This window comes from Candidatus Neomarinimicrobiota bacterium, assembly GCA_016784545.1.
In the GTDB taxonomy this organism is placed as follows: domain Bacteria; phylum Fidelibacterota; class UBA8477; order UBA8477; family JABMPR01; genus JABMPR01.
In genome coordinates this window covers 20,952-43,527 of record JADHUM010000018.1, presented here as the reverse complement: position 1 = coordinate 43,527, position 22,576 = coordinate 20,952, and the positions used below count along the sequence as shown (strand labels likewise).

At 43.4% G+C, this 22,576-nt stretch carries 9 protein-coding genes; 2 read left to right on the top strand and 7 right to left on the bottom strand.

Going from position 1 to position 22,576, the window contains the following annotated elements:
- Positions 1–2: 2 nt before the first annotated feature.
- The 7 genes from ISR87_05790 to ISR87_05760 form a co-directional block, all read right to left on the bottom strand.
- The gene (locus tag ISR87_05790) at positions 3–3,497 is read right to left on the bottom strand and encodes a hypothetical protein (protein MBL7024950.1); all 3,495 of its coding nucleotides are present in this window, start codon (positions 3,495–3,497) and stop codon (positions 3–5) included.
- Between the two features lie 21 nt (positions 3,498–3,518).
- Positions 3,519–6,224, bottom strand: coding sequence for a TonB-dependent receptor (locus tag ISR87_05785; protein MBL7024949.1), 2,706 nt, complete (start codon positions 6,222–6,224; stop codon positions 3,519–3,521).
- 106 nt (positions 6,225–6,330) lie between these two features.
- The gene (locus ISR87_05780; protein MBL7024948.1) at positions 6,331–8,709 is read right to left on the bottom strand and encodes a T9SS type A sorting domain-containing protein; all 2,379 of its coding nucleotides are present in this window, start codon (positions 8,707–8,709) and stop codon (positions 6,331–6,333) included.
- A 65-nt stretch (positions 8,710–8,774) separates the two neighbouring features.
- Positions 8,775–10,604 (bottom strand): T9SS type A sorting domain-containing protein, encoded by a 1,830-nt coding sequence (locus ISR87_05775; protein ID MBL7024947.1) that lies wholly within the window; start codon positions 10,602–10,604, stop codon positions 8,775–8,777.
- Positions 10,601–14,440 carry an NPCBM/NEW2 domain-containing protein gene (locus ISR87_05770; GenBank protein MBL7024946.1) on the bottom strand — a complete coding sequence of 1,280 codons (3,840 nt, stop codon included), beginning with the start codon at positions 14,438–14,440 and terminating at the stop codon, positions 10,601–10,603. The genes ISR87_05775 and ISR87_05770 overlap by 4 nt, the downstream gene beginning before the upstream one ends.
- A gap of 13 nt (positions 14,441–14,453) precedes the next feature.
- Positions 14,454–15,485, bottom strand: coding sequence for a LacI family DNA-binding transcriptional regulator (locus ISR87_05765; GenBank protein MBL7024945.1), 1,032 nt, complete (start codon positions 15,483–15,485; stop codon positions 14,454–14,456).
- A 799-nt stretch (positions 15,486–16,284) separates the two neighbouring features.
- Complete coding sequence (locus ISR87_05760) at positions 16,285–17,700, bottom strand: DUF3365 domain-containing protein (GenBank protein MBL7024944.1); 1,416 nt, start codon at positions 17,698–17,700, stop codon at positions 16,285–16,287.
- A gap of 1,504 nt (positions 17,701–19,204) precedes the next feature.
- On the opposite strand from ISR87_05760, the gene ISR87_05755 reads away from it, so the two are divergent.
- Together ISR87_05755 and ppsA are read left to right on the top strand one after the other, a co-directional pair.
- Complete coding sequence (locus tag ISR87_05755) at positions 19,205–19,846, top strand: TetR/AcrR family transcriptional regulator (protein ID MBL7024943.1); 642 nt, start codon at positions 19,205–19,207, stop codon at positions 19,844–19,846.
- 17 nt (positions 19,847–19,863) lie between these two features.
- Complete coding sequence (gene ppsA, locus ISR87_05750) at positions 19,864–22,518, top strand: phosphoenolpyruvate synthase (GenBank protein ID MBL7024942.1); 2,655 nt, start codon at positions 19,864–19,866, stop codon at positions 22,516–22,518.
- The last annotated feature ends 58 nt before the right edge of the window (positions 22,519–22,576 follow it).

Below are 22,576 nucleotides of genomic sequence, written 5' to 3'. Positions count from 1 at the left end.
CCTCATTTTATCACCGCAAACTTTCCGTGATGGGCTTCGCCAGTATCAGTCTCAACCATGTAGATGTAAATGCCAGCGGCAACATCTAATCCTTCCTTGCTAATCAAATCCCATTGGACGCTACCGTCGCTTGGCTGGTTTTCAACAATGATTTCATCCACATGAATGCCACTGGCCGAAAAAATGTTAATCTCACATTGTGCTGGAATGTGGGTAAACATAATTCTACGATCCTGCTTTAAATTTGTATTCAAAGTGGACTCTTCCATGGCATTGGTGGCGATGTAAGGATTGGGGACGACTTTGATATTTTTCAGTCCGCTGTCAAATTCAGATACATCAACAGCATCGTTTGCTTCAACATTGAAATAGAGGGTGTCAGTTTTGAAAAACGGCCGATTCGAAGTGATTTTGTAGATGTCACCTGCTTGAGGAAGCTCAGATTCATTCTGTGCTGCTCTAAAATCGAGAATAAAGACAGTTCCTGCCCAGCGTCCCTGGGTGTTGATGGGACCTACAAAGACACGATCATCCAAGGGACTGTATACTCCATCTTCATTCATATCCTGAGCCATCAACTCAAACACCTCATGGTTTCCTGCTGTATCAACGAAGCTGGTATTGATGACGTAAAACGGAAACTTCTGATATTTCAACATGCCAGAAGTCCTAGCACCAAACTCATCACGAATCGCACTGGTAATAAACAATTCACTGACATGGATTGAATCATTCGAAGAAAAGATTATCTCAAAATCCCAGGGGAAATTTTCAGTTTCTGAAAGTGTGGTCACCACTTCCATTGGACTGCCCCCTACTAGCCATCCGGAATTTTCCCAGTCGACTTCGGCGATTTTCTGAGGGGAATTGATCTCAAGTCTGAGTCCGTCAAACACATCAGTTGACCAAATTCGAGTTGGATTGAAATAACTATAGTTGAGTGTATCATTTAAAAGAACATTCCCTTCAACATGCTTCTCAGGCGTCTCACTATAAACCAGCATGGTGTCACCTCCTGTGACATCATGGACATAGAGATGACTCGTGGAATATTTCAAACCGTTGGTATAGCGCGGTACAACATAGATAGAATCAATATCGAAGGTGACTTGATAGCGATGATCTGGCATGATGGCCAGGTCTGAGAGGATTGAAGGTGTTACCGTTCCTGAGCCCAGGATGTTGTCACTATCCTCAGTATCCGTTGTTGGTGAAACGTATCCCAAAGCAGTCTGCCTGGGAACAACAATTTGTACATTCTTCCCAAAGTGCAAGATCTCATCACTGGATGAGACAGTGAGAACAACTGGATTTTCGGTAGGCATGATACCCAGCTCTTCCGAGCCGTAATCATACGCTACAAGAGCATAATAATAAGTTCGACCATTTTGAACTTCAGTATCGATGTAATGGTGAACGATCCCTGTTTCTGCTCCTAAATAGAAGAGAGACCCACTATTGTGGGCAAAATCTGCATATTCTGATCTATCATCTACTAGATCACACTGAAACAAGGGATTCAAACTTGCCAGGACTCCCTTTCCATCAGTAATCTCCAAGGCATCAGAGAAGAATTTATCCGTAGACTTGTAGAGTTTATAGCCTTCAAAATCATTTACATTGCCCATAAATGGATCACGTGTTTTGGTATCTGAAAAATCATCCCATGTTAGGACAACCTTACCATCACCGGGGGTTGCTGTAAGTGTGGGCATGAGAGGTGGTTGAGCGAATCGGTAGTCTTTCTCATAGATCACCTGAACAATCCGTTTTTGCTCAAATAGAGCTGGAGCAGCATGACCCGGGGCATTCAAGCCTGCAAGGGGATCATAACTGTGCAACTCAGCCATTGAAATCCGTTCCTCGTGGTTCTTTTCCAACTTAAAAGGACCTGAGGCAAAGGTGAGGATGAGGTTAGATAAGGGTCCCGACCATTCTTCCAAATGATGTTGTCCAAGTAAACCCCACATGGATTCATCACCTTTCGGCCAATGGTAACTATCGTTAAAGTTTGGAATATTAAACATTCTAAAAGCGGTTAACCCCACCATATCAGATTCTGATACATCAGTGTTATTGAAATCAGGTTCGCCACCCCCGACGATGAAACTATAGTCAGGACGGTGATTACATTCGCTTCCATCTGCATCAGGACCAAAATAATTCAGTTCGCCAGGAGCGACTCCGTCAGTACCTACATCATCGCCAGCTTCTTCACCGGGATCTAGAAAGTAGGAGCCATTTGAGGCCAAATAGTAGTAGTCCCCATCTCCATTTAAATCTATTCCATCATCCCAATCCTGGTCCTCGTCCGCATCCCAATGTGGCTTTAAATCATCTTCTGTGAGGCGATAGAATTCCAAAAACTTTCCGAGATCGGTAATACCATCCAGTGCCCCAATAAAATTTACTGCTGGAGTTTTCCTATCTTCATCGGTGAGTCCATCATCGTCGTCATCAAGACCATTATAGGCAACCCCAGGACTCTCCAGATATGCAAACCCCAGAGTGCCAGTTGTTCTTCCCCCCTGACCAATACCATCTTCATCCCAGCAATAGGCCATATCAACAACTGTATCGAAGAATCCAATGTCATCGCTATCCCATTCACCACCAATCCAAGTATCTACCCAATAGCCAAAGGCAACTTCAGGTAAGTCATAGTCAGAGATGTTTGCTATTTCATATTCCCAAAAAATGGCGTCACGGGCTTGTGCGTTGTTCCATTGAAAACCCCGCTGCTCCACACGGAGACCTAAGCCACCCCAGGGCATCCCAGATTGCACAGAAACTGATGAAGATTTGTCACCAATATAGTGTCCAGGTCTTGGATAATATCTTGCTCGATCCTCAAACCCCAGATACTCCTGATCTTGAGCATCATTCACCACAAAATAGGTTTCAAGTTCTGAGTTTATTTTACCGCGACCAAAGCGACCATCCCATTCCCCCTGCCACTTCAAATTGTCACCATAAGCAGGCCAGCCAGCTGTTGGCCACGATTCCGGACGATTACTCATGGCTGGAGTTCCGTGTTCTATGATTTCATTGAAGTAACCAAAGACAGGTTCAAATCCCCATCGAATATCTCCAAGGGGATTCAGGTCCATATTTTCACGATAATTGGTTTGACAGTAGTACAAAGTATCAAGTGGAAATCCACCGGAATAGTTGGCAGGATCCTCCACTGGAATGGTATCCTGTTCAAGATACACCTTTGCACCAACGAGCAATCCGATACCGTCCAACATTCTGGTACCATCAAAGGTATTGGGCCATAGTGATTCGCCTGCTGGACTGGCTGAGGACCAATAAGATAGTTCGGTAGTATTGCGGAATTCCAGACGAATTCGATTACCATCCATGTAGCTCAAGCGTTCTGCTGCTGGATCACCAGCTGCATCTGCTGGTCCTTCATAAATCACACTCTGCGCTGCCAAATTCGAAACTAGAAATCCAGCGATAATTACGAGAAAACTCTTACGTATATTTTTCAAAGTCTTGTTCCTCATACCCACTTAAAAAGTTATATCCATACTGAATTTGACAAATCGTGGTGCTTCAAACATGGAGGGATCATGAATAGTATCTTCATAATCATTAAAATCACTATAATGGCCATCGAGATCATTATCGCGAATAATGGAGTTGTAAGCCTGCCCTGTTCGACTATCTACCCATGCATCATTGAGTTCATCCAATAAATTGTATACCTGGAGGCCAAACTTCAGCCCCATATCATTTCGCAATCTGAGGAAATAATGGGCATTCATATCAACTGAAAAAGTCGAGGGCATATATTCATTATTGGGAAGAAAACTTATGTCATCAAGAATTGAAATATCCAGGGGTTCCCAGGTAAATGGTGTCCCTGAATCAAAGTAGCCTGTGAGACTCAAACCCCAGGAATCCATTCCATAGGATACAGTTGTATTGAAGGTATGACGCTGATCCCAACTCATGGGGATAAGGCGAGTAATGGGATCCAGGACGCCACCTGCACGATCAAAATTTTGGGTAGGGTTATCCGCATTACCTCTGGAGTATTGGAACGTGTAGTTCAGAAATGTTGAGAATCGATTCTTAGCATAATCTACTTTTAACTCCAGACCTTTGACATTTCCATAATCCTTGTTGGAGTAAAGCCCATATTTTGTCTCATTATAGGTCGTAAAGATCTGTGTGCTTAAGAGATCAAAAATATCCCGATAATACACTGCTACTTCAAGTGAGAGAGATTCTGTTAATCCCTGCCAAACGCCAACTTCATATTGAACAGTTTTCTGTGCTTTGAGTTGGGCATTGCCCATGGTGGTTTGAAAATCTTCAGGTCCGACGAAAAATTTGCTATTCTGATACATGGCATACATGGGTGGCATCTGGAAGAAATGACCATAGCTAAAGCGAAGTACTGCTGCATCACTCAGTTGGTAGGCCAACCCAAATCGTGGACTGATCTGCGTCTGCACTTCGGCTTCGGGATACTCTGACATCAATTCAGGGTTATTGGGATAAAGAATCTGATTGGCTGGATTACCGCGCTTCGAGGGATAAACGGTATTCGGGTTAAAATAATCGTAGCGTAGGCCATAATTCAAAACCATCTCATTGTGTTCCAGCTTATCCTGAACATACACTGAATACTCAATTGGCTCAACGTGATATTCATCGGCGTAGACTGAATTGGTATCTGTGTGTATGAAGGGTTGGTAATTGATATAGACTTTATTGGGGTCTGCAGGATTTGCAACTGCTTCGTCATCTTCAGGTAGAAACTCATAGGCGTTTCGGATCTCATACCACTTATTTTCAAGTTCATGTTGGGTGTACTGAACACCAGTCTTTAAAAAGTGGTTTTTAGTAAATTGCCAGGAAAGATCCCATTTTGCACTGGAATTTGTGGACCAGCGGCGACTATGACTTTTTTGTTGACCACCGGTCATAAACCCGGGTCCCGAATTGTTTGAATATCCATCATGGACATAGACAGATGTATCCTGTGGATCTTCAGAGAGATACCAACCCTCGTAATACTTGAGTTGGCTAATTTTTATATCGAAGAAAAGTGCTGGCGAAATCACGGTATTCATTTGATACGCAATCAGACTACTATTTGAATATGAAATATTTTTTCCATCGGGGTTGTATTTCCATGCGTGACTATAGCCTTGCCAGTCATCGTCATTACCCTGGTAAATGAGTGATGCTCTAATACTATTGGATAATCTTGATGACAATTTGGTCATGATTGATTGGCTGCGGTTGTAATTCAGGGATACATATTTACCATCCCCAGTATTTTCCGTTACCCATGTACTGCTGTCGGCCTTTGGATAGCGACTATAGTCTTCAGGAACAAAACGACGCACTCCATTGAGATGATTGCCATTATCCTGAGAGCGATAGTTTGCAATAAGTGTCAACCTGTCCTTGATGAGAGGCCCACTAATATTGAATTTTAGATCGCTATTCCTGGCAACATCACCAGACTCGAGCCCGATAAAAATATCTCCGTGTCCTGTATAATAATTGCCAAATCCAGCAGAGATACTGCCGTGGTATTCATTGCTACCATTTTTTGTCACGGCGTTGATCACACCACTCATGGCACGGCCGTACTCAGCATTAAAAGTGCCTGTGATCACTTCCAGGTCTTGGACAACTTCCATTTCTACTTCGACAACTTTTCCAGAATTTCCAAAGGCCTCTGTAATTGCCATGCCGTCCAAGAGATAGGACACTTCAGAGGCTCGTCCACCCCTGACATGACCTTTCACAATACCTGCTTGCATGGAAACAACCTCATCAAGACTTTCAACAGGGAGCATTTCCATTTGATCTGATGAAATATTTCGAATAGTACCAGTCTGATCCTTCTCGATACTGATTCTTTGGGCTACAACAATGACTTCTTCTCCTTCGACACTAGCGATATTCAGACTAATATCGAGATTTGAAGTTCTATTCACAGACACATTAAAATCTTGGATAATTGCAGTACCATATCCAATCATTGAAATGTTGACATCATATCTTCCTGGAGGAATGTTTATTATATAGAAATCACCATCAATATCGCATGCTGCACCTAATGAGGTCGAAGATATGATCACATTGGCGCCAGGTAATGCCTCCCCTGTGGCTGAGTCAGTGACTTTACCGGCCACTTTGCCAGTGGTTTGAGCAAAAACACTCAATCCACAAAGTGCAAAGACGATAACCATTATTTTTTTTTGCATGATATTCAAGGATTTGTCCTCCGGAACATTACTTACATCATGATAAAGAGAGGTGACTCAAATTGAGTCACCTCTCCAAACCAAATTTGTTCTATTTAACTAGAATCATCTTCTTTGTTTGATTATAGCTACCAGCTTGAATCTGATAGAAATACAATCCAGAAGACACATTTTGTGCATTAAAGGTTGCTGTATAATACCCAGCAGTCTGATTATTTTCAACCAGTGTGGATACAACTTCGCCTCTTATGTTGTATATGGTCAATTTCACATCAGCCGTTTCCGGTAATTCATAATTAATATGAGTTAATGGATTGAAGGGATTTGGATAATTGTCCTTCAAAGCAAATGATGTGGGCAGGCCAGATTTTGTATCATCAAGGGCAACAACAAAATCAGGTAGTCCAACCCAGGCATAGGTCCATACGTCAGGTCCGGAGTGCCATGGGTTGATTTCAGAGTTCGCACCTAATTGCAGGCGACCTTCGTTGTATCCATTCTGTACATCAGCGTCAAACCCTAAAATTTCGAATGGAATCGTCATACCCTCAACAGGTGTGAATTCGGCATCGCCAGTATCATAAATACTGGTGAAGGCGATTCTAGCCTCGATTATATAATCTGATTCACCAAGAGGTTCGAAGATATAATCATCTGCACTTGGCTCCATATCCCAGTCACTGCCCCATAGGATAGTATTGGGCAGAAATACCAGACGATAATCTGGTTCTTCACCTGAATAGAAATAAGGATGTGGAATACCTAGTTCATATAGTCCAAAATAGAATTCGATACCTTCATCATCCCACCAGTCCACAGTATTATCTTCAGTCCATGTGAAGTGATCATCTAAGACATCAAAAGCAACATATAGATAGGTCTCATCCATGGCAACATAGGCCTGGTAAGAGAAATCCGCATCACTATCGATGGTTCCTTCAACTGGATGTGAACCTGGTGTAACAGTAAATGGAACGATGTGAGCCCACTCACTCAAATCAGAATCAGCAACAAAATTCACTGGTGGTTCAAGTGAAATGATTGCTCTGCTAGCACCAACATTTGTGAATGGACCAGCAGTTGCAAAACCTTCTGATAGATTTCCAGCAGCATCCATACAGGTCACTGCGTAATAATAGGCGATTTCAGCCTCTTCTAGAGGATGATAAATTGGATGAACAACCACTTCACCATCATCTGCACCATATTTTACTACGGTCAAGCCATCGTCATCAAGACTTTCGATAGGACTCAGGCTGGCATAGACATTATAGCTCTCACCTGATTCACCAGCTACAGCAGTCCAGGCGATTTCGTTGAAATAATCCGTGGCAACACCGGCCAATACATTGGTTGGTGCTAACGGAGCTACGACATCAACAGAAACAGTGGGACTACCTATCCAGATATCATCAAAGAGGACTCTTTCTGGAACCGTGTTCCATACTGCTTCAATGCTGAAGTAGTAGACAGTGCTTGCATCAAAGCCATCACCCTGGGTAAAACTTGCCAGTGGAATTTCCAATGCTTGCCATTCACCATCCCATAGTGTGGTATCCATGACAAAATCAGCTGCATTGTCGCTCCAATCGTACCAGCGAACTACCAGAGGGTCTATCTCTGCCGGTGCTTTGACTTTCATTTTCAATGTGTCATGCGCCATGGCATATGTGAAATCCTGAGGTTGTTGCCAGAAGGTATAACCCTGTCCCTGCCAATCCCAGTTTGAGGTTTCCCAAACAATGGCAGGTGTACCTGCACCATAGCCCTCACCTTCAGCGAGGGTCAGTGAGTTTTCTTCAAAACCCCAGTAGTCTGTATCAATACCAGCCGATAAGCTCTGACCATTATAGATGATCATGGTCATGGGAATCTCAGGTTGGCCAATCCACACATCATCGATATGAACTTCAGCAGACACACCATTGTCCATTTCCCATTGGAAGGGATTTTCAGCTTCAAAGCTCAATGCAACAATATCGGTTTTATCGATATCATTTGTTGTAGTCAGAAAATCTGATAGGGCAATGCTGTACTGGTGCCAGGCACCGTCATTCAAATCAGCAAAATCATCAATCTGGGCCCAAACAGTATAGTCCCATGTTGAATTGTCAGAATCATAAAGGAATACAGACATACTGTCATCGGCGTCTAGCCCATTGGGAGCACGCATTTTGAAATATACCGAGTCCGTGGCCCAGATGGAACTCATGTCATTGCCCACATTGCTGTTTAAGCCAATGAAATTACCCTGCCATCCATCTTCGGCTGAGGTAACCCATTGAATTCCGGCGGTTCCTGGTGTATATCCAATTCCGTTCACAGCAACTGGATCCTGGGCAAAACCCCAGGGCCAGAAATACATGGAATCAGGTAGTTCACCTTTGAAAAAGACCATAGATGGACTTTGCGCATATGCAAAAGACACACACATGATCAGAAGAACGATAAGGGTAGCTATCCTTTTCATTGTTTTCTCCTTTTTGTGGTTACTTTCATTCTAAATGCCTTGAGAAGCAATGCTTCTCCTTATAATTATTGAATGTAGAGCATTTTTCTTGAATGGAGCTGGTCTCCAGCTCTCAATGTGTATAAATAGATCCCACTTGAATTTTTCTCCTGATTATGAGACAACCCATTCCAGGAATAGCTTTGAACACCCTCGTCGATGGTCTCCCACTTGACGCTATGGATTTTTTCACCGCGGAGGGAGTAAATTGATAACTCAGCAGCTCCAGAAGTGGGCAGGTTAAAGCACAGGTTGGTTTCAGTATTAAAAGGATTTGGATAGTTTTGATACAATTGATATAAATTGGGATCATAGCCTTCAAATATTGGTTCTGCTTGTTTTGATTTCCCTATAAGCGTAACAACGGATTGACCTGGAATGGTTATGGGTGTTTCTGAATCAATGATTCCCAGGTTTCTCAAATCATCACCAGGCGTATCGCTGGTCAGATAGGCTTCATATTCAGGGATCCACGGAAGCCCGGATAAATTGAGCGAAATATCCTTGCTACTAGAGGCTGCATTTATAAAAACCAGGACAAGGGTTTTATCATCAGGTGCCACATAGGCACTTCCCATGAGCCCAAACTTATTGTTGGCTCCTGTCATTTGTATACGTGTATATCCAGGTCGAATAAATCGACTATAATTGCCAAATGCCCACAGCAGTTTACTCTCGATGATAGATTGATCCTGAGGATTCGACCGATAATTTGTGTATAACAACCCATCCTTAAAATTTTCAGGTGATACGGCAGTCCACCACTGCCACGATGAGGCATTCAATAGAGTCAAATCATGGTGCATTACTCGAGTAACATCAATGGCAGTGGTAATGCCCAAATCTCTGCCGCGTCCACCCTCACCATTTGGTCCCTGAAGAATGGTATATTCCGTCACCCAGTATGTCCAGTCATCGGCCAAATAGTCATCGAGATGAACAAGGAGTGATTGTCGATCCTGCACAAGTCCTGTATTGATCAAATCAGACCAATAGGAGTGACCACCAATATGTTTGCTAATTTTCCCGCTCAGATCTGGATGCCCAATGATCTCACTGAGGTATGACCCATAGTTTTCACCATATTCCTGTCCCATCCCAGTGTTTAGTTGGTACCAACTTCGCAAATCACCACTTTCAACCAGAGATATCTCCGTCTGTAAGTCAGTTGTTTGCAGAGTATCATACAGGGCTGAAGTGATCCTGCGGATATCTTCGTTTGAAGCGCGATTCCCCTCCTGATCTGTACCATCATTCCATTCCCACTGAGGTTCATTGACTGGGCTGACATAGTCAAATTCTAAATCCCAAGCATCCTTAAAATGAACAAGAATATCCTTTAAATAACGGGCGAACTGATTTTCCCAGCCCGTTTTGAGATTTGTTGAGCCACTACCATCCGTGCAGTTTGTGAGACCATTGCGAGTCATTCTGCCTGGAGGACTGTTGACAAATGCGATAAACTGATTAACTCCACGGACTTTGGCGGCATCTAAAAACCAGCGTTCCTCAGATTGTCGGGTCCAGTCATACTCCCCTGCTCCAGTTTCAAATGTTTCCGCAGTACGCCAGGAATTGTTTATGGTTTGAGTATTGATACCTCCACCGATATTGAATCGCCACTGTGATAGACCAATTCCCTCATCGATAGAAAATAGAAGATCTGCAACGCGATTTTTTTGAGTTTCTGGCCACTCTCCAATTTTCTGGAACGACCAGCAATCGGACGCACCAAACCCATCCATTTCTTGATATCGAATATCTGTATTAACGTTAATGGGTAGGCTATCTGCAAATGCAAACGTTTGAACTATAAGTCCAAAGATTAGGATACTATATGTCTTGTTCTTGTTCACTTCATTAATTGAACGCTAAAAATTGCACTTCCACTGGGACCGGCATTATCATCAATACCAACCTCAGCATGAAACTCAGAATAGTTTTTGTCTAACTTGTATATAATTTTGCTATTTGCGTGAGACCCTAGCCCCTTCGCATAGGTCTTGCCCCCTACACTAAGCGGCATTCCCTTGACGCTAAGATCAAGTCCAAGACTTTTCCAACCCTGAGCAACAGATAAAGCTTTGAGATCGCTCAAATAGGTTTTAACACCTTCTGCGTCCACAAGATAGGCATCACACCAATTGGTATGATCTTCGTCCGTACCATCCTGGGTAGGTTCAGCCAGGAGAAGTAAATATTTAGTCTCCTCCAGTTCAATACTCACAGGGGATGAAGCTCCCTTGAAGCGCTTAACTTTACTTGTGAAGGGGATTTCTTTTTTCCTCAGGTTGAACTGACTCAACTCACTATCCACATATCCCTCTCGAAGCGACTGAGCTGTGAGACCCATGCTCTCTTTTGTCGACAAGGCACTCTCGTACTTCTGGATACCACTTTTTGAGAAAGCTGGATCATTTTTCGTGTACACAATTTTGCTTTCAGGTACTCCACTCTCCAGCGTGAAATCTATTTCATCCTCAAAGAGGGAAGTTTTAGTCCCTATGGAAGGTGATGGTAGAATTCTGGGCAGTTTATCATCGCGTTCACCATTCACATCATTTGTGAAACGCAAAATAAAGGCATAATTATATGTGTTGGGATGAATAAGATATTCATCATGCGTTCTGGGGTTCCAGCTATCATCTCCCCCCAGACCCATCAATTTTTGATCAATGTTGACAGTAACTGGTCCTGAGTTCTGAATTTGGTATGTGTGGGAGGCCTGAGTCAAATTTTCAAGGGTATAGTGGTGAGCACTTAGATCGATACTCGGCATACCGTATACAATGACCCCAGCACCTGATGCATTGTGAATAGTCCCCCAGCGAACATCTGTCTTATTACCATTTTCCTGAGGACGAACATAGGGATGATACTGTTCAGTGACAGTTCCACTATATATCCCCAATGGGGCACCGTGCTTGCGATCAACATAGGATTCATGCGGTCCACGACCGTACCATTGGATTTCTGAAAATGTCGCTGCCATTCGAAAGGTCATCCCAATCTTTGGCAAGACTGGAAGTAAAGGAGATATGTCCGTTTGGACATCTACATGCAAATCACCATTACCAAATACCGTATAAGCGATGCGCGTATTAATGTCTCCAGTCGTGGCTTGATAGCGTTCCCTGACCCGCATTCTGATAGCCTGTTTAGATCGTTTCTCTACCTCCACAGATATGACTTCTCGGGAGAGCGAGTTGTAACCTGCATCCAACCAGCGCTGTGCAAAACTGGCAGCATCCCCACCTTCGTCATTATCAGTCGGTGCTCTCCAAATGTTGTGCACCAATGGCATTTCCAGCATTTCAACATTTCTCATCTGTACAGAAGTCAATACGCCACTCGCCAGATTAAATGTGAAATCCTTGCCACTGGCTCCGACTTTTAATTGTTCCTCAGTTTGTTCAATGTTAAGTCGCGGAAAGGTAGCACTTGATGCTGAATTCATTAATAATTGAGAATGTTCCTGGATCAAGATCTGATCCGATGCCACTCGATGCCCCGCCTTCGCCCAAGGAGTGTCAGAAGCGAGTTCGAAGGTGAAATTGATAGCATACTCGTGGTCTTTACTTTTCGTCCGAGATTTTGTAAAGACAGGAAGATTGAGATCAATACTTTCTCCTGGCGCTACATTTGAAAGCTCAATCTTGGCAGCAGCCAGGGAGATTCCATCCTCCAGAAGTTCCCATGTCCCATTCAGATGATCCAAATTCTGAAAGAAATACCGGTTTTCCAGTTTGAATTTATTGACATCAAGTCCATCCCATGTCACCTTGATATTCTGCATGTGGTGTTTAATTTCATACAGTCCTGGATGCGGTTGACGATCAGGAGAGACTACACCATTTATACAAAAATTTCCATCATGGAGTACTTCACCAAAATCACCGCCATAAACATAATATGATCCATTCTCATCGTTTCGGAGCAGGCCTTGATCCACCCAATCCCAGATGAAGGCTCCTTGAATACGGGGATACTTGTATATGGCATCCCAATATTTGAAAATGTTGCCATTGCTGTTTCCCATGGCATGAGAATATTCGCAAAGGATCACCGGCCGTTCAGGATTCTCATCGTGCAATTTGATCATGAGATCCACAGAAGGATACATATTGGCAATTATATCATAATGGTTGGGTAGTGGACCGTATCCAGGCTCTTTCCCTTCATAATGGATAAGCCTAGAAGGATCATATTCCCTAATCCAATCAGCCATAACATCATGATTAGGACCATAGCCTGCCTCATTTCCAAGAGACCAAACAATGATTGAAGGGTGATTAACATCCCTCAGAACCATGCGTTGTGCACGTTCCAGAAACGCTTTTTCCCATAGAGGATCTAGCGTGAATTTTGACCAGAATGCATGGGATTCAAGATTTGCTTCATCGTAGAGATAGAGTCCGTACTCATCACAGAGTTCATACCAGCGAGGATGATTGGGATAATGGGAAGTTCGAACTGCATTGACATTAAATTTCTTCATCAGTTTAATATCGGCAATCATTGATTCATCAGACACAGTGCGCCCTGTGACAGGGTCATGTTCGTGGCGATTGACTCCTTTAATGATAATCGGTTTACCATTTACCAGCATTTGTCCATCCACCAACTCAACAGACCGGAATCCTACCCGTGTGCTTACGTACTCAATGATCTCTCCCTTATCATCGCGTATTGTGAGAACCAATGTATATAGATTAGGAGTTTCTGCTGTCCAGCCCTCGATCTCAGGGACCACAATTTTCTGCTCAATAACTTCTTCACTCTGCGCAGCTATTGTGATATCAATAGACGGGATGGAAGCAACCAAGTTCTTCCGCTTATCATAAAGCTCGGATTCTAGTGCAACCATTCCATTTTCGGAGGTATAGTTTTTCAGGTTGGCTGTCACTACTAATCTTCCATCCCGGTAATCATTTTCTAAACTTGCAATTGCTCTGAAATGCCTGATGTGGGTATCAGGTACATGCATGAGATAGACATCCCGATAAATACCACTTAATCTCCAGAAGTCCTGATCCTCGATATAGGCGGCATCGGACCAACGAAACACTTGAACTGAAATCGAATTTGAGCCAGGTTGAAGATATTTGGAGATGTTGAATTCTGCAGGAGTCATACTGCCCTGACTATAACCGACCTTTTTTCCATTCACCCAAATGAAGAAGGCAGATTTGACACCATCAAAATGGAGCATGATAGCCCCACCGTCCCAATCCTCACTTATTTCAAAGTTTCTACGATAAGAGCCGACTGGATTATTATCCTGTGGTGGTTTGGGTGGCTCTGGATTTACAAAGGGTTCCTGGACATTGGTGTAGATGGGTTGGCCATAGCCCTGTAGTTGCCAGGAATTAGGGACTTCAATATCGTCCCATGAAGACACATCGAAACTATCTTTATAGAACTCCAGCGGACGATCAGAAGGTTTTTTGACCCAATTAAATTTCCATGCTCCATTTAAATCAAGTCGATGTTCTGAATCTCTTCTATCCCCTGCCAATGCCTGGTCCAAAGAAGAATATGGCATGAGTGAGGCATGACCTGGCTCTTTGTTCTGATCAAACATTGTGGGATCTTCCCACTCTGGAATAGTTCGGGTATCAGGTGATTGAGCACATGAGACAACAAGGATTATGAGTAAATTTTGAGTAAAGTAATTCATCAAAGGTTTCATGTTTGTTCTAATCCTAAACTTTGCACGCCGATGATTGGCGAATAATCAGTTCTGTTTCTACTATAACGGTTTGAGGTGACCATTCTGAGTGATCCCCTTCAATCTCTTGAAGAAGTAGATCTGCGGCAACTTGGCCCATTTTGTAACCATGCTGATCCACTGTTGTAAGCGGTGGTTCAATCATTTCAGTAATTGGATTGTTACTAAACCCTGTAATGCCGATGTCCTTTGGGATTTGAAAGCCCTTTGACCGTATCTCTTTATGGGCTCCAACAGCAACTGGATCATTCACTGCAAATATGGCATCTGGTCTGCTTTTTAGCTCCAAAAGCTGTCGTAAACCTATGGCTCCATGTTTTTCGTCCAGCTCAACTTCAACAATTAGATCTTCGTCCATGGGAAAACCTGCATCTATAATTGCAGCCCGATAACCTCGTTCTCTCTCTTTTGATATTTTGAGATTACTGGGGCCTGCTAGATGAGCTATCCGTTTATATCCACATTCAATAAGATGTTTGGTCGAATTAAAAGCTCCTACATAGTCGTCGACGATAACTTTGCTGACATTCAGGTCTTCCAGCACTCGGTCAAAAAGAACTACTGGAATACCCCGGCGTCCAACAGCCTTGAAATGTTCACCATCCACTGTGGTTTGAGCAACTGATGCGATGATACCAGCCACTTGATGTGAAACGAGTGTTCGAGAGTTCAACACCTCACGTTCGTAGTCTTCATTGGATTTAGTTACAATAATGGTGTACCCAGATTGGAAGGCACGATCTTCTATTCCATCCACGGCAGAGGAAAAGAAATCGTGACGAATTTCAGGGACAATCACACCGATGGTGTTGGTTGATTTTTTTTGCAGATTTCGAGCAACATTATCAGGAAAATATTCCATCTCAGTCGCAGTTTCTTTAACCAACTCAACAGTTTCCTGTTTGATCAAGGGATGATTTCGTAGAGCCCTGGAAACAGTTGAAACGGATATACCAAGTTTATTGGCTATATCCTTCAAGGTGGTATTTGGCTTCCGTATATTCATTATTTGACTTTTGCAAACGTTTGCTGCAATCGTTTGCAATAATATATGCAGAAATATCTCGTTGCCAATATTTATTGTTGAATGGATCCAAACCGACAAGGGTTAGTCATGTTTTTAGCAACTAAAACCCGCTAGTCCTTCCGTAAAGGGTCTGCATGCTACTGAAAATTACTCTGTAGTGAGTAAACCCTTGGTTCTATGCTATTCAAGCAGAAAGTTTATCTAGGGGATACACACTCAATGAACAACCAATTTCATCGGTACCTTTTGTACAAATATTCCCTTATATTTTTTTGACACAAACTCCGTAACCTACTGACTATCAGAGATATATTCAGGACTTAAAATCCCTCGGTCAGTTTTTGAGTGAAAATCGACCTCTTTGTGTCTCATAGTTGTTTTTATTGGACTTGCGAGAGCGGTGTGACTGGAAAGTGACCAGTGGCAAAAAGGCCCCTGAGTTTGGAGGTCAAGAGCTTTTTTCTATGTCGTGGTGCCAAAGTATTCGCTGTTAAAAAACTGCTGTTCCAGATTTAGCGGGGGATGCGAAGACAAAAGCTGTTACCCGCAGGAGTATTAGGTTCGACCCAGGCTTCACCGTTATGTGCTGCTGCTATTCTCTTTACGATAGCAAGCCCTAGTCCTCGCCCTCTCTTTTCACCTTCTTTAAGCTGAGCCCGTCGAAGGATGAAGCCATCCACCGTTCTCGCAAAGCCCGCAGAGCCGCAGAAACAACTAAAGTGTTACCCATGTCCTGACTTCACAACTTTTAACTTTTAACTTCTCAATCCCCGAGATCTCAAGAAATTTTGATAAAGAAGATATTACCTCTGGGCTCATTCGGCTTCACACCGACCTGGGCACCATGCGCTTCAACAATTCGTTTGACAATAGCCAACCCCAGTCCCCGTCCTGGTTTTTCTGTACCCATCTGATATTTGCGCGCAAAGACATTCTCCCGCAAGTTTTCGGGAATGGTAGACCCAAAATCTTTTACATTGATGGTAATAACCCCTGCCTCACTCTCGTGATCAATGATAATCTGATCGCCTTCAGCGGCATATTTAATAGCGTTGCTTATATAATTTCTAAATACCTCTGATAAAATGGGGTTGGCCTGTATCATCAATTTTTCCGGCAGATCGATTTTAAGAGTTAATACGGCCTCGACCAATCGATCCTGGAATTCATTGGCCATGGATTTGATATCGGCTGTAATGTCGAATTCAGATTTTGGGATTGCATCACCCAGCGCCAGTTGAGAGAGGGTCACAGTATTCTGCATGACAGCCAGGAGACGTTCACTGCTGCTTTTTATCAGACCCAGCTTTTGATCACCAGCGTTCTCGCTGGCCAGCAGGTCAGACATGGAGTAAATGATACCAATGGGGTTGGTCAGGTCATGAGTGATGGTGTCTATCAATAATTCCTTCATTTTGTTGGAATCAAGAAGTTCTTTTTCAGCCTTCCGGCGTTGTTTGTCGAAATGCTCCAGTCGTACGAAGCTGTAAACAATTCCCGCAAGACCCAGGAGCCAGAACAAACATCGCGATATGATTTCATTCACTGGATTCAGATACCCATCATCAAGCGCGGTTTTCATCGGCACTGCAACGCTGATTCCGCCCCGGATATCACCCAGCTTGTAACCCTGTTTTTCATGGCATTCCAAACACGATTTCTCAACATAGAGAGGACGCATCATTCGAAAATATTTGACTCCGTCCAGGTTTTCAACGGCGGTCACTTCTGAGGTCGAATCATTGAAACATGACAGGGCAGATTTTTCCCAATCATCCGCTTCATTTTCTGGCCGGATGGGGTTAAGGCTTGTGATGTGGCCCCTGACCCCTGTTTCCTCGAGAGCAATTTCATGGGCTAGACGGGTCATATAGGCCGGATTCATCAATGTTAATGTGTCCCCGTTGGCCAGGAGCAAATCACGGTGTTCCATGTCAAGATAGGGATTGGGTCTGATCGATTCGTTCACGCGAACGTAAACACCTCCGGCATTTGCATTCCAGCGGCGATATTGAACATCTTTTTCGAAGGCGGTCGCTGCCTGTGTATGCGCATTTCGTAATTCAGCTTCTTTGAGATTCAGTAGGCTCCAGTTCAATTCAAGAAGAATTATCAGGGTCCAAAAAATCGCCATTAGTAATGCGGTCCGTTTCAGCCTGCTGGATGAGGGCTGTAAATACTTCGGTAAATTCATAAGCGGTTCTCATTCATTTTTATTTACCCAGGTAATATCATTCGCGTGTAATATAATCATGGCAACCAGATTCTATAGCACTCCCCTTTTCTGGGACAAATGTCACCAGGTGAGGTATTGAAGGAGACCAGCGAAAGATTATCCTGTCTCGCAAAGCCCGCAGAGCCACCTTTCGACCTTCAGACCTTCGACTCTCGTTCCCCGCCTCGATACACCCCTACGGGGCACTGTACCCCGCCTGGGCGGTGGCGGCGACCCGAATAAAACCCGGACATCGAGTGTTCCGAACGCAGTGAGGAATGTACCGAGATGGAGGGGTCGGTGGTAGATCTTTGCCTCTCGCAAAGCGCTCAGAGCCACCGAGTCTCGTCTGTTTCGATTACTATGAGAATATCCCGCGCTAGGAACGAACGCAGCTGACATAGTAGCGAGCTCTAGCTGGAAGTGATGGCAAAACTTATCTGACTTTTGGTTCACCTCTTCCACCTAGGTTCTTGAAATCAATACGCAACCAGGTTTTAAACGGTATATTAATCCAAAAGCATGCCCCAGTTGGTAAACTAGACATTCTCCTCACAGTTGTATATCGATTGCACATATAGTGCACACGCCGGGACTCAACCACCTGCAACTAACTGATACACAGCTACTTATAGAACCAGACAATGGGACTGAAAATCCCCGTGTCGGCGGTTCAATTCCGTCCCTGGCCACAAAAAGAAAAAGGTTCGTGAAAACGGGCCTTTTTGTTTTTGTGCAAGTGGTGCGAATTTATCTAGCTAATGAGCGGAGCGAATGCAGTTCACCCGGAGCGAGCAATGGCGAGCGGAGAGAGATGTAGGCGCAGCCGAACATCAATTCCGTCCCTGGCACAGAAATAAATAAGTCCGCCATCGGTGGACTTTTTTTGTTTCTATTGCGTTGTATAAATTTATCTAGCTAGCGAACCCTTCGACAATCAGACAAGCTACGGCGCAGCAGGCATATTCATCACTTTAGTTTATCTTCATCGGGGCCGACCGTACTTCAACTGTGATTGATATTCAACCACTTCTCTTAGACAAATCACACCACCACATACTGGTCCCCTCTTGCCCCTCATAGCTCAAAAAGCGAAGATGGGAGTACTAAAAAAGGTCTAGGTCCCTGAGCTTGTCGAAGGGTGCTGGCCTTTTTTTATTGACTCTATAAATTCTACTGAGATCAGAACGTTTTGTCCAACTCGACATACCATCAACAAACATTTGGACCGAAATTTTCAGACTAAACCGCCAAGGATTGTGCTCTTCATATAAGAAGTATTTCAATGATCGGTCAACGCTTATAAGAGCATTGATTGATGAATTTGGATTGGGCATCTCAACATACATAATAGAAGATTGCTGCTACAATGCACTAGTGAACCCAGGAGGAATACATATTAAAGTACTTTTATATTGACTATCGGTCAGTAAGATATTATAATTATGCTAACCATTGGTCAGTAAGACAAGGAGATGTTTTTATGCCCTTACAGTTATATGAGAAAGAGAAAATTTTAGACGCCTGCTTCGAAGTCTTCATCCTGCATGGGTATGCGAAGACTTCCACGGCTATGCTTGCGGAGGCAGCAGGGATATCGAAAGCACTCATTTTTCATCATTTTGAGAGTAAGAAAAAACTCTATATCAGTATTTTAGAGCGATGCTTAGATAAAATGACCCCTGAATTAAATCAGGAATCTCCCGCTGAATACGGGGACTTCTTTGAAGCGAAAGAGCAAAACGGACTCAAGAGAATTGACTATCTGAGAAAGAATCCCAAGCTAAATAGGATTCTCTTCGAAGCTTTTTACTCAACACCTGATGAACTGAAACTTGAGATTCACCAATTAAAGTCACTCATGGATGAAAAGTATGGAGCGATGAATGCGGAGAAGGAACGCCAGATGATGAAGTTGTTCAACAAAATTTCTCTGAGAGAGGGGGTAGATTCCAGGGAAGCGTATGAACTACTCCAAGTTGTTTCTGAATACTTCAGAATGAAGCTGGCTACTGAATTAACAGAGACAAAAAAGATGCATGATGATGGGTATTGGAAAGATTTCTTTGCAAAGAAGAATTCATTTCTTGAAATGGTGCGATTCGGAATAGAAGCACATACCTGATTTTTGGGAGAAATAATATGAGATCATATATTCAAAGAATTCACAATAAGACTCAATTTGACCTTTCCATTGTGGGCGGGAAGGGTGCTAATCTTATCGAGCTGTCTGCAATTGAAGGGATTCATATCCCAGACGGTTTTTGCATCACTACTGACGCCTATATGCAAACATTTGAGAGTTGCACCGAACTAAACAGGTTATTGGATCAACTCTCGCCGATGCAAGTGCATCATAAGGATGAAATAACTGCGATAAGTGGACAAATTCGTAGAGTTATTGAGAATAGGGAAATCCCTCAAGACATAACAGCTGCTATCGAAGCAGAGCTTCAAACTCATGGAGAGGATCTCTCCTATGCAGTACGTTCAAGTGCGACAGCAGAAGACCTGCCTACGGCATCCTTTGCAGGACAGCATGATACCTACTTAAACATCATTGGCAAGGATTCGATTCTAAAGCATATGCGTAAATGTTGGGCTTCGTTATTCACCGACCGAGCAGTAATGTACAGAATTCACAATAGTTTTGATCATAGAAAGGTATTTTTGGCGGTAGTAGTCCAGCGTATGGTTATACCCGAAACATCAGGAATCATGTTTACAGCAGACCCTGTTACATCAAACAGGAGGGTAGTTTCGATTGATGCTGGCTATGGCCTTGGTGAAGCTCTGGTATCAGGATTGGTCAACTTGGACAACTATAAGGTGCAGGCAGGCGGGATAATTACCAAAACCATTGGAAAGAAGAATCATGCTATCTATACCTTGAAGAATGGTGGTACGGGGAAACAGAAAATTGGATCCGATCTGAGAGATGCACAGGCCCTCACCGATGCCCAAATCCTGGAACTGGAACAACTCGGTAGACGGGTAGAAAAGAAGTTCTCCTGCCCTCAAGATATTGAGTGGTGCCATCATGAGAATGAATTCTACATTACTCAGAGTCGGCCAATCACGACCTTGTATCCTATCCCTGAACGAAATGACGGAATGAATCATGTGTATATGTCCGGAGGTCATTTGCAGATGATGACAGATCCAATCAGACCGCTTGGAATGTATTTCATCAAAACTGTACTTGGTAATAATCCCGCGGTGTATTTCGAGCTTGGCGGCAGACTGTATCTTGATATAAGCCAGGATCTCAGTTCCTTAATAGGACGTGTAATGGCGAGTAGTCTTCTTGGTGCAATGGGTGATGATCTGCTTACAAATGCCGTAAAGAAAATAGTAAAACAGAAACAGTATATAAAGACTCTCCCGCGAGGTAAAGACAGAGTATTTCAGGTAAACAAAGATGATATCTCCTTTGCACCGCTAATTCATGCGGTCAAAATTTACCGCAAGAACGACCCGGGTATTATTAGGAAGCTTATTCGTAAAGAAACGCAATCAATAGAACAGTTACAACAGGGAATAGCGCAGCTATCGGGCGATGATCTTTTCGCTTATATCCAGGACGATCACCATGATCGCAGAAAAAAGATGATAACTCCAGAGGTAGCTGGAGCAATTGCAGTTCCACTACTGGCAGGAAAGTGGTTAAACAAAAAGATTGAAAAATGGCTTGGCGAAAAGAATGTTGCTGACACCTTTGTTCAATCGGTACCGAACAGTGTCACCATTGACGCAGGTCTCGCATTGTTAGATGTAGGGGATATAGTCCGGAAATGCCCAGAAGTACTGGCCTACTTTGAGCATGCAAAGGATGAGACCTTTTTCGATGATCTGGCAAGGCTTGAAGGTGGCAACGCCGTCAGTAAGTCAATACATGAATATCTTGATCAATTCGGTATGCGCTGTTCCGGTGACATTGATATCACCACAGATCGCTGGAGGGAGAAACCTACACTGCTCATCCCCATGATCCTGAGCAATATCAGAAATTTTGAACCAAATGCACGGATGACAAAACATGAGCAGGGCATCAAGGATTCAGAAGAAAGAATACAAGATCTCGCAAATCGCCTGAAGAAGTTGCGCGGTGGTAAGAGGAAAGCAAAAAAAGTAAAGAAAATCGCAGGAATTATACGGAACCATATTGGCTATCGTGAATTTCCAAAATTTTCCTACATCCAACGATACTTTATCTATAAGCAAGCCCTCCTCAAAGAAGCAGCGAAGCTTGTGAAAATGGGTGCTCTCCGGAAGAAGGAAGATATTTACTTCTTATATTTTGATGAGTTCCGTGAGGCGGTAAAAACCGGTAAGCTTGACTATGACATCATAACTAAAAGAGAATCGGAATATCAAACCTATAAAAAGCTAACACCTCCCAGAGTGATGAATTCAGATGGTGAAATCATAACCGGTGAATATGACAAGAAAGACATCCCGGTTGGTGCTCTCCCAGGTGTGGCAGTATCCTCAGGTATTATCCAAGGACGAGCACGAATTGTAAAAAAGATGGAAGATGCAGACCTTGAAGAGGGAGATATTCTCATTGCTGAGTACACCGATCCTAGCTGGACCCCTCTTTTCGTTTCAATAAAAGGGCTTGTTACAGAAGTGGGAGGAATCGCTACTCATGGAGCCATAATCGCGAGGGAATACGGCCTTCCCGCAGTTGTAAGTGTTGAGAATGCAACCCGCTTGATAAAGGATGGGCAGATGATACGAGTGAATGGTACGGCGGGCTATGTCGAGATAGATATCCCAGGGGTATCTACATAATCACCATAGGAAGTAAACCTAAGCTCTTCATAAAATCACACATTCATTACAGAATTCG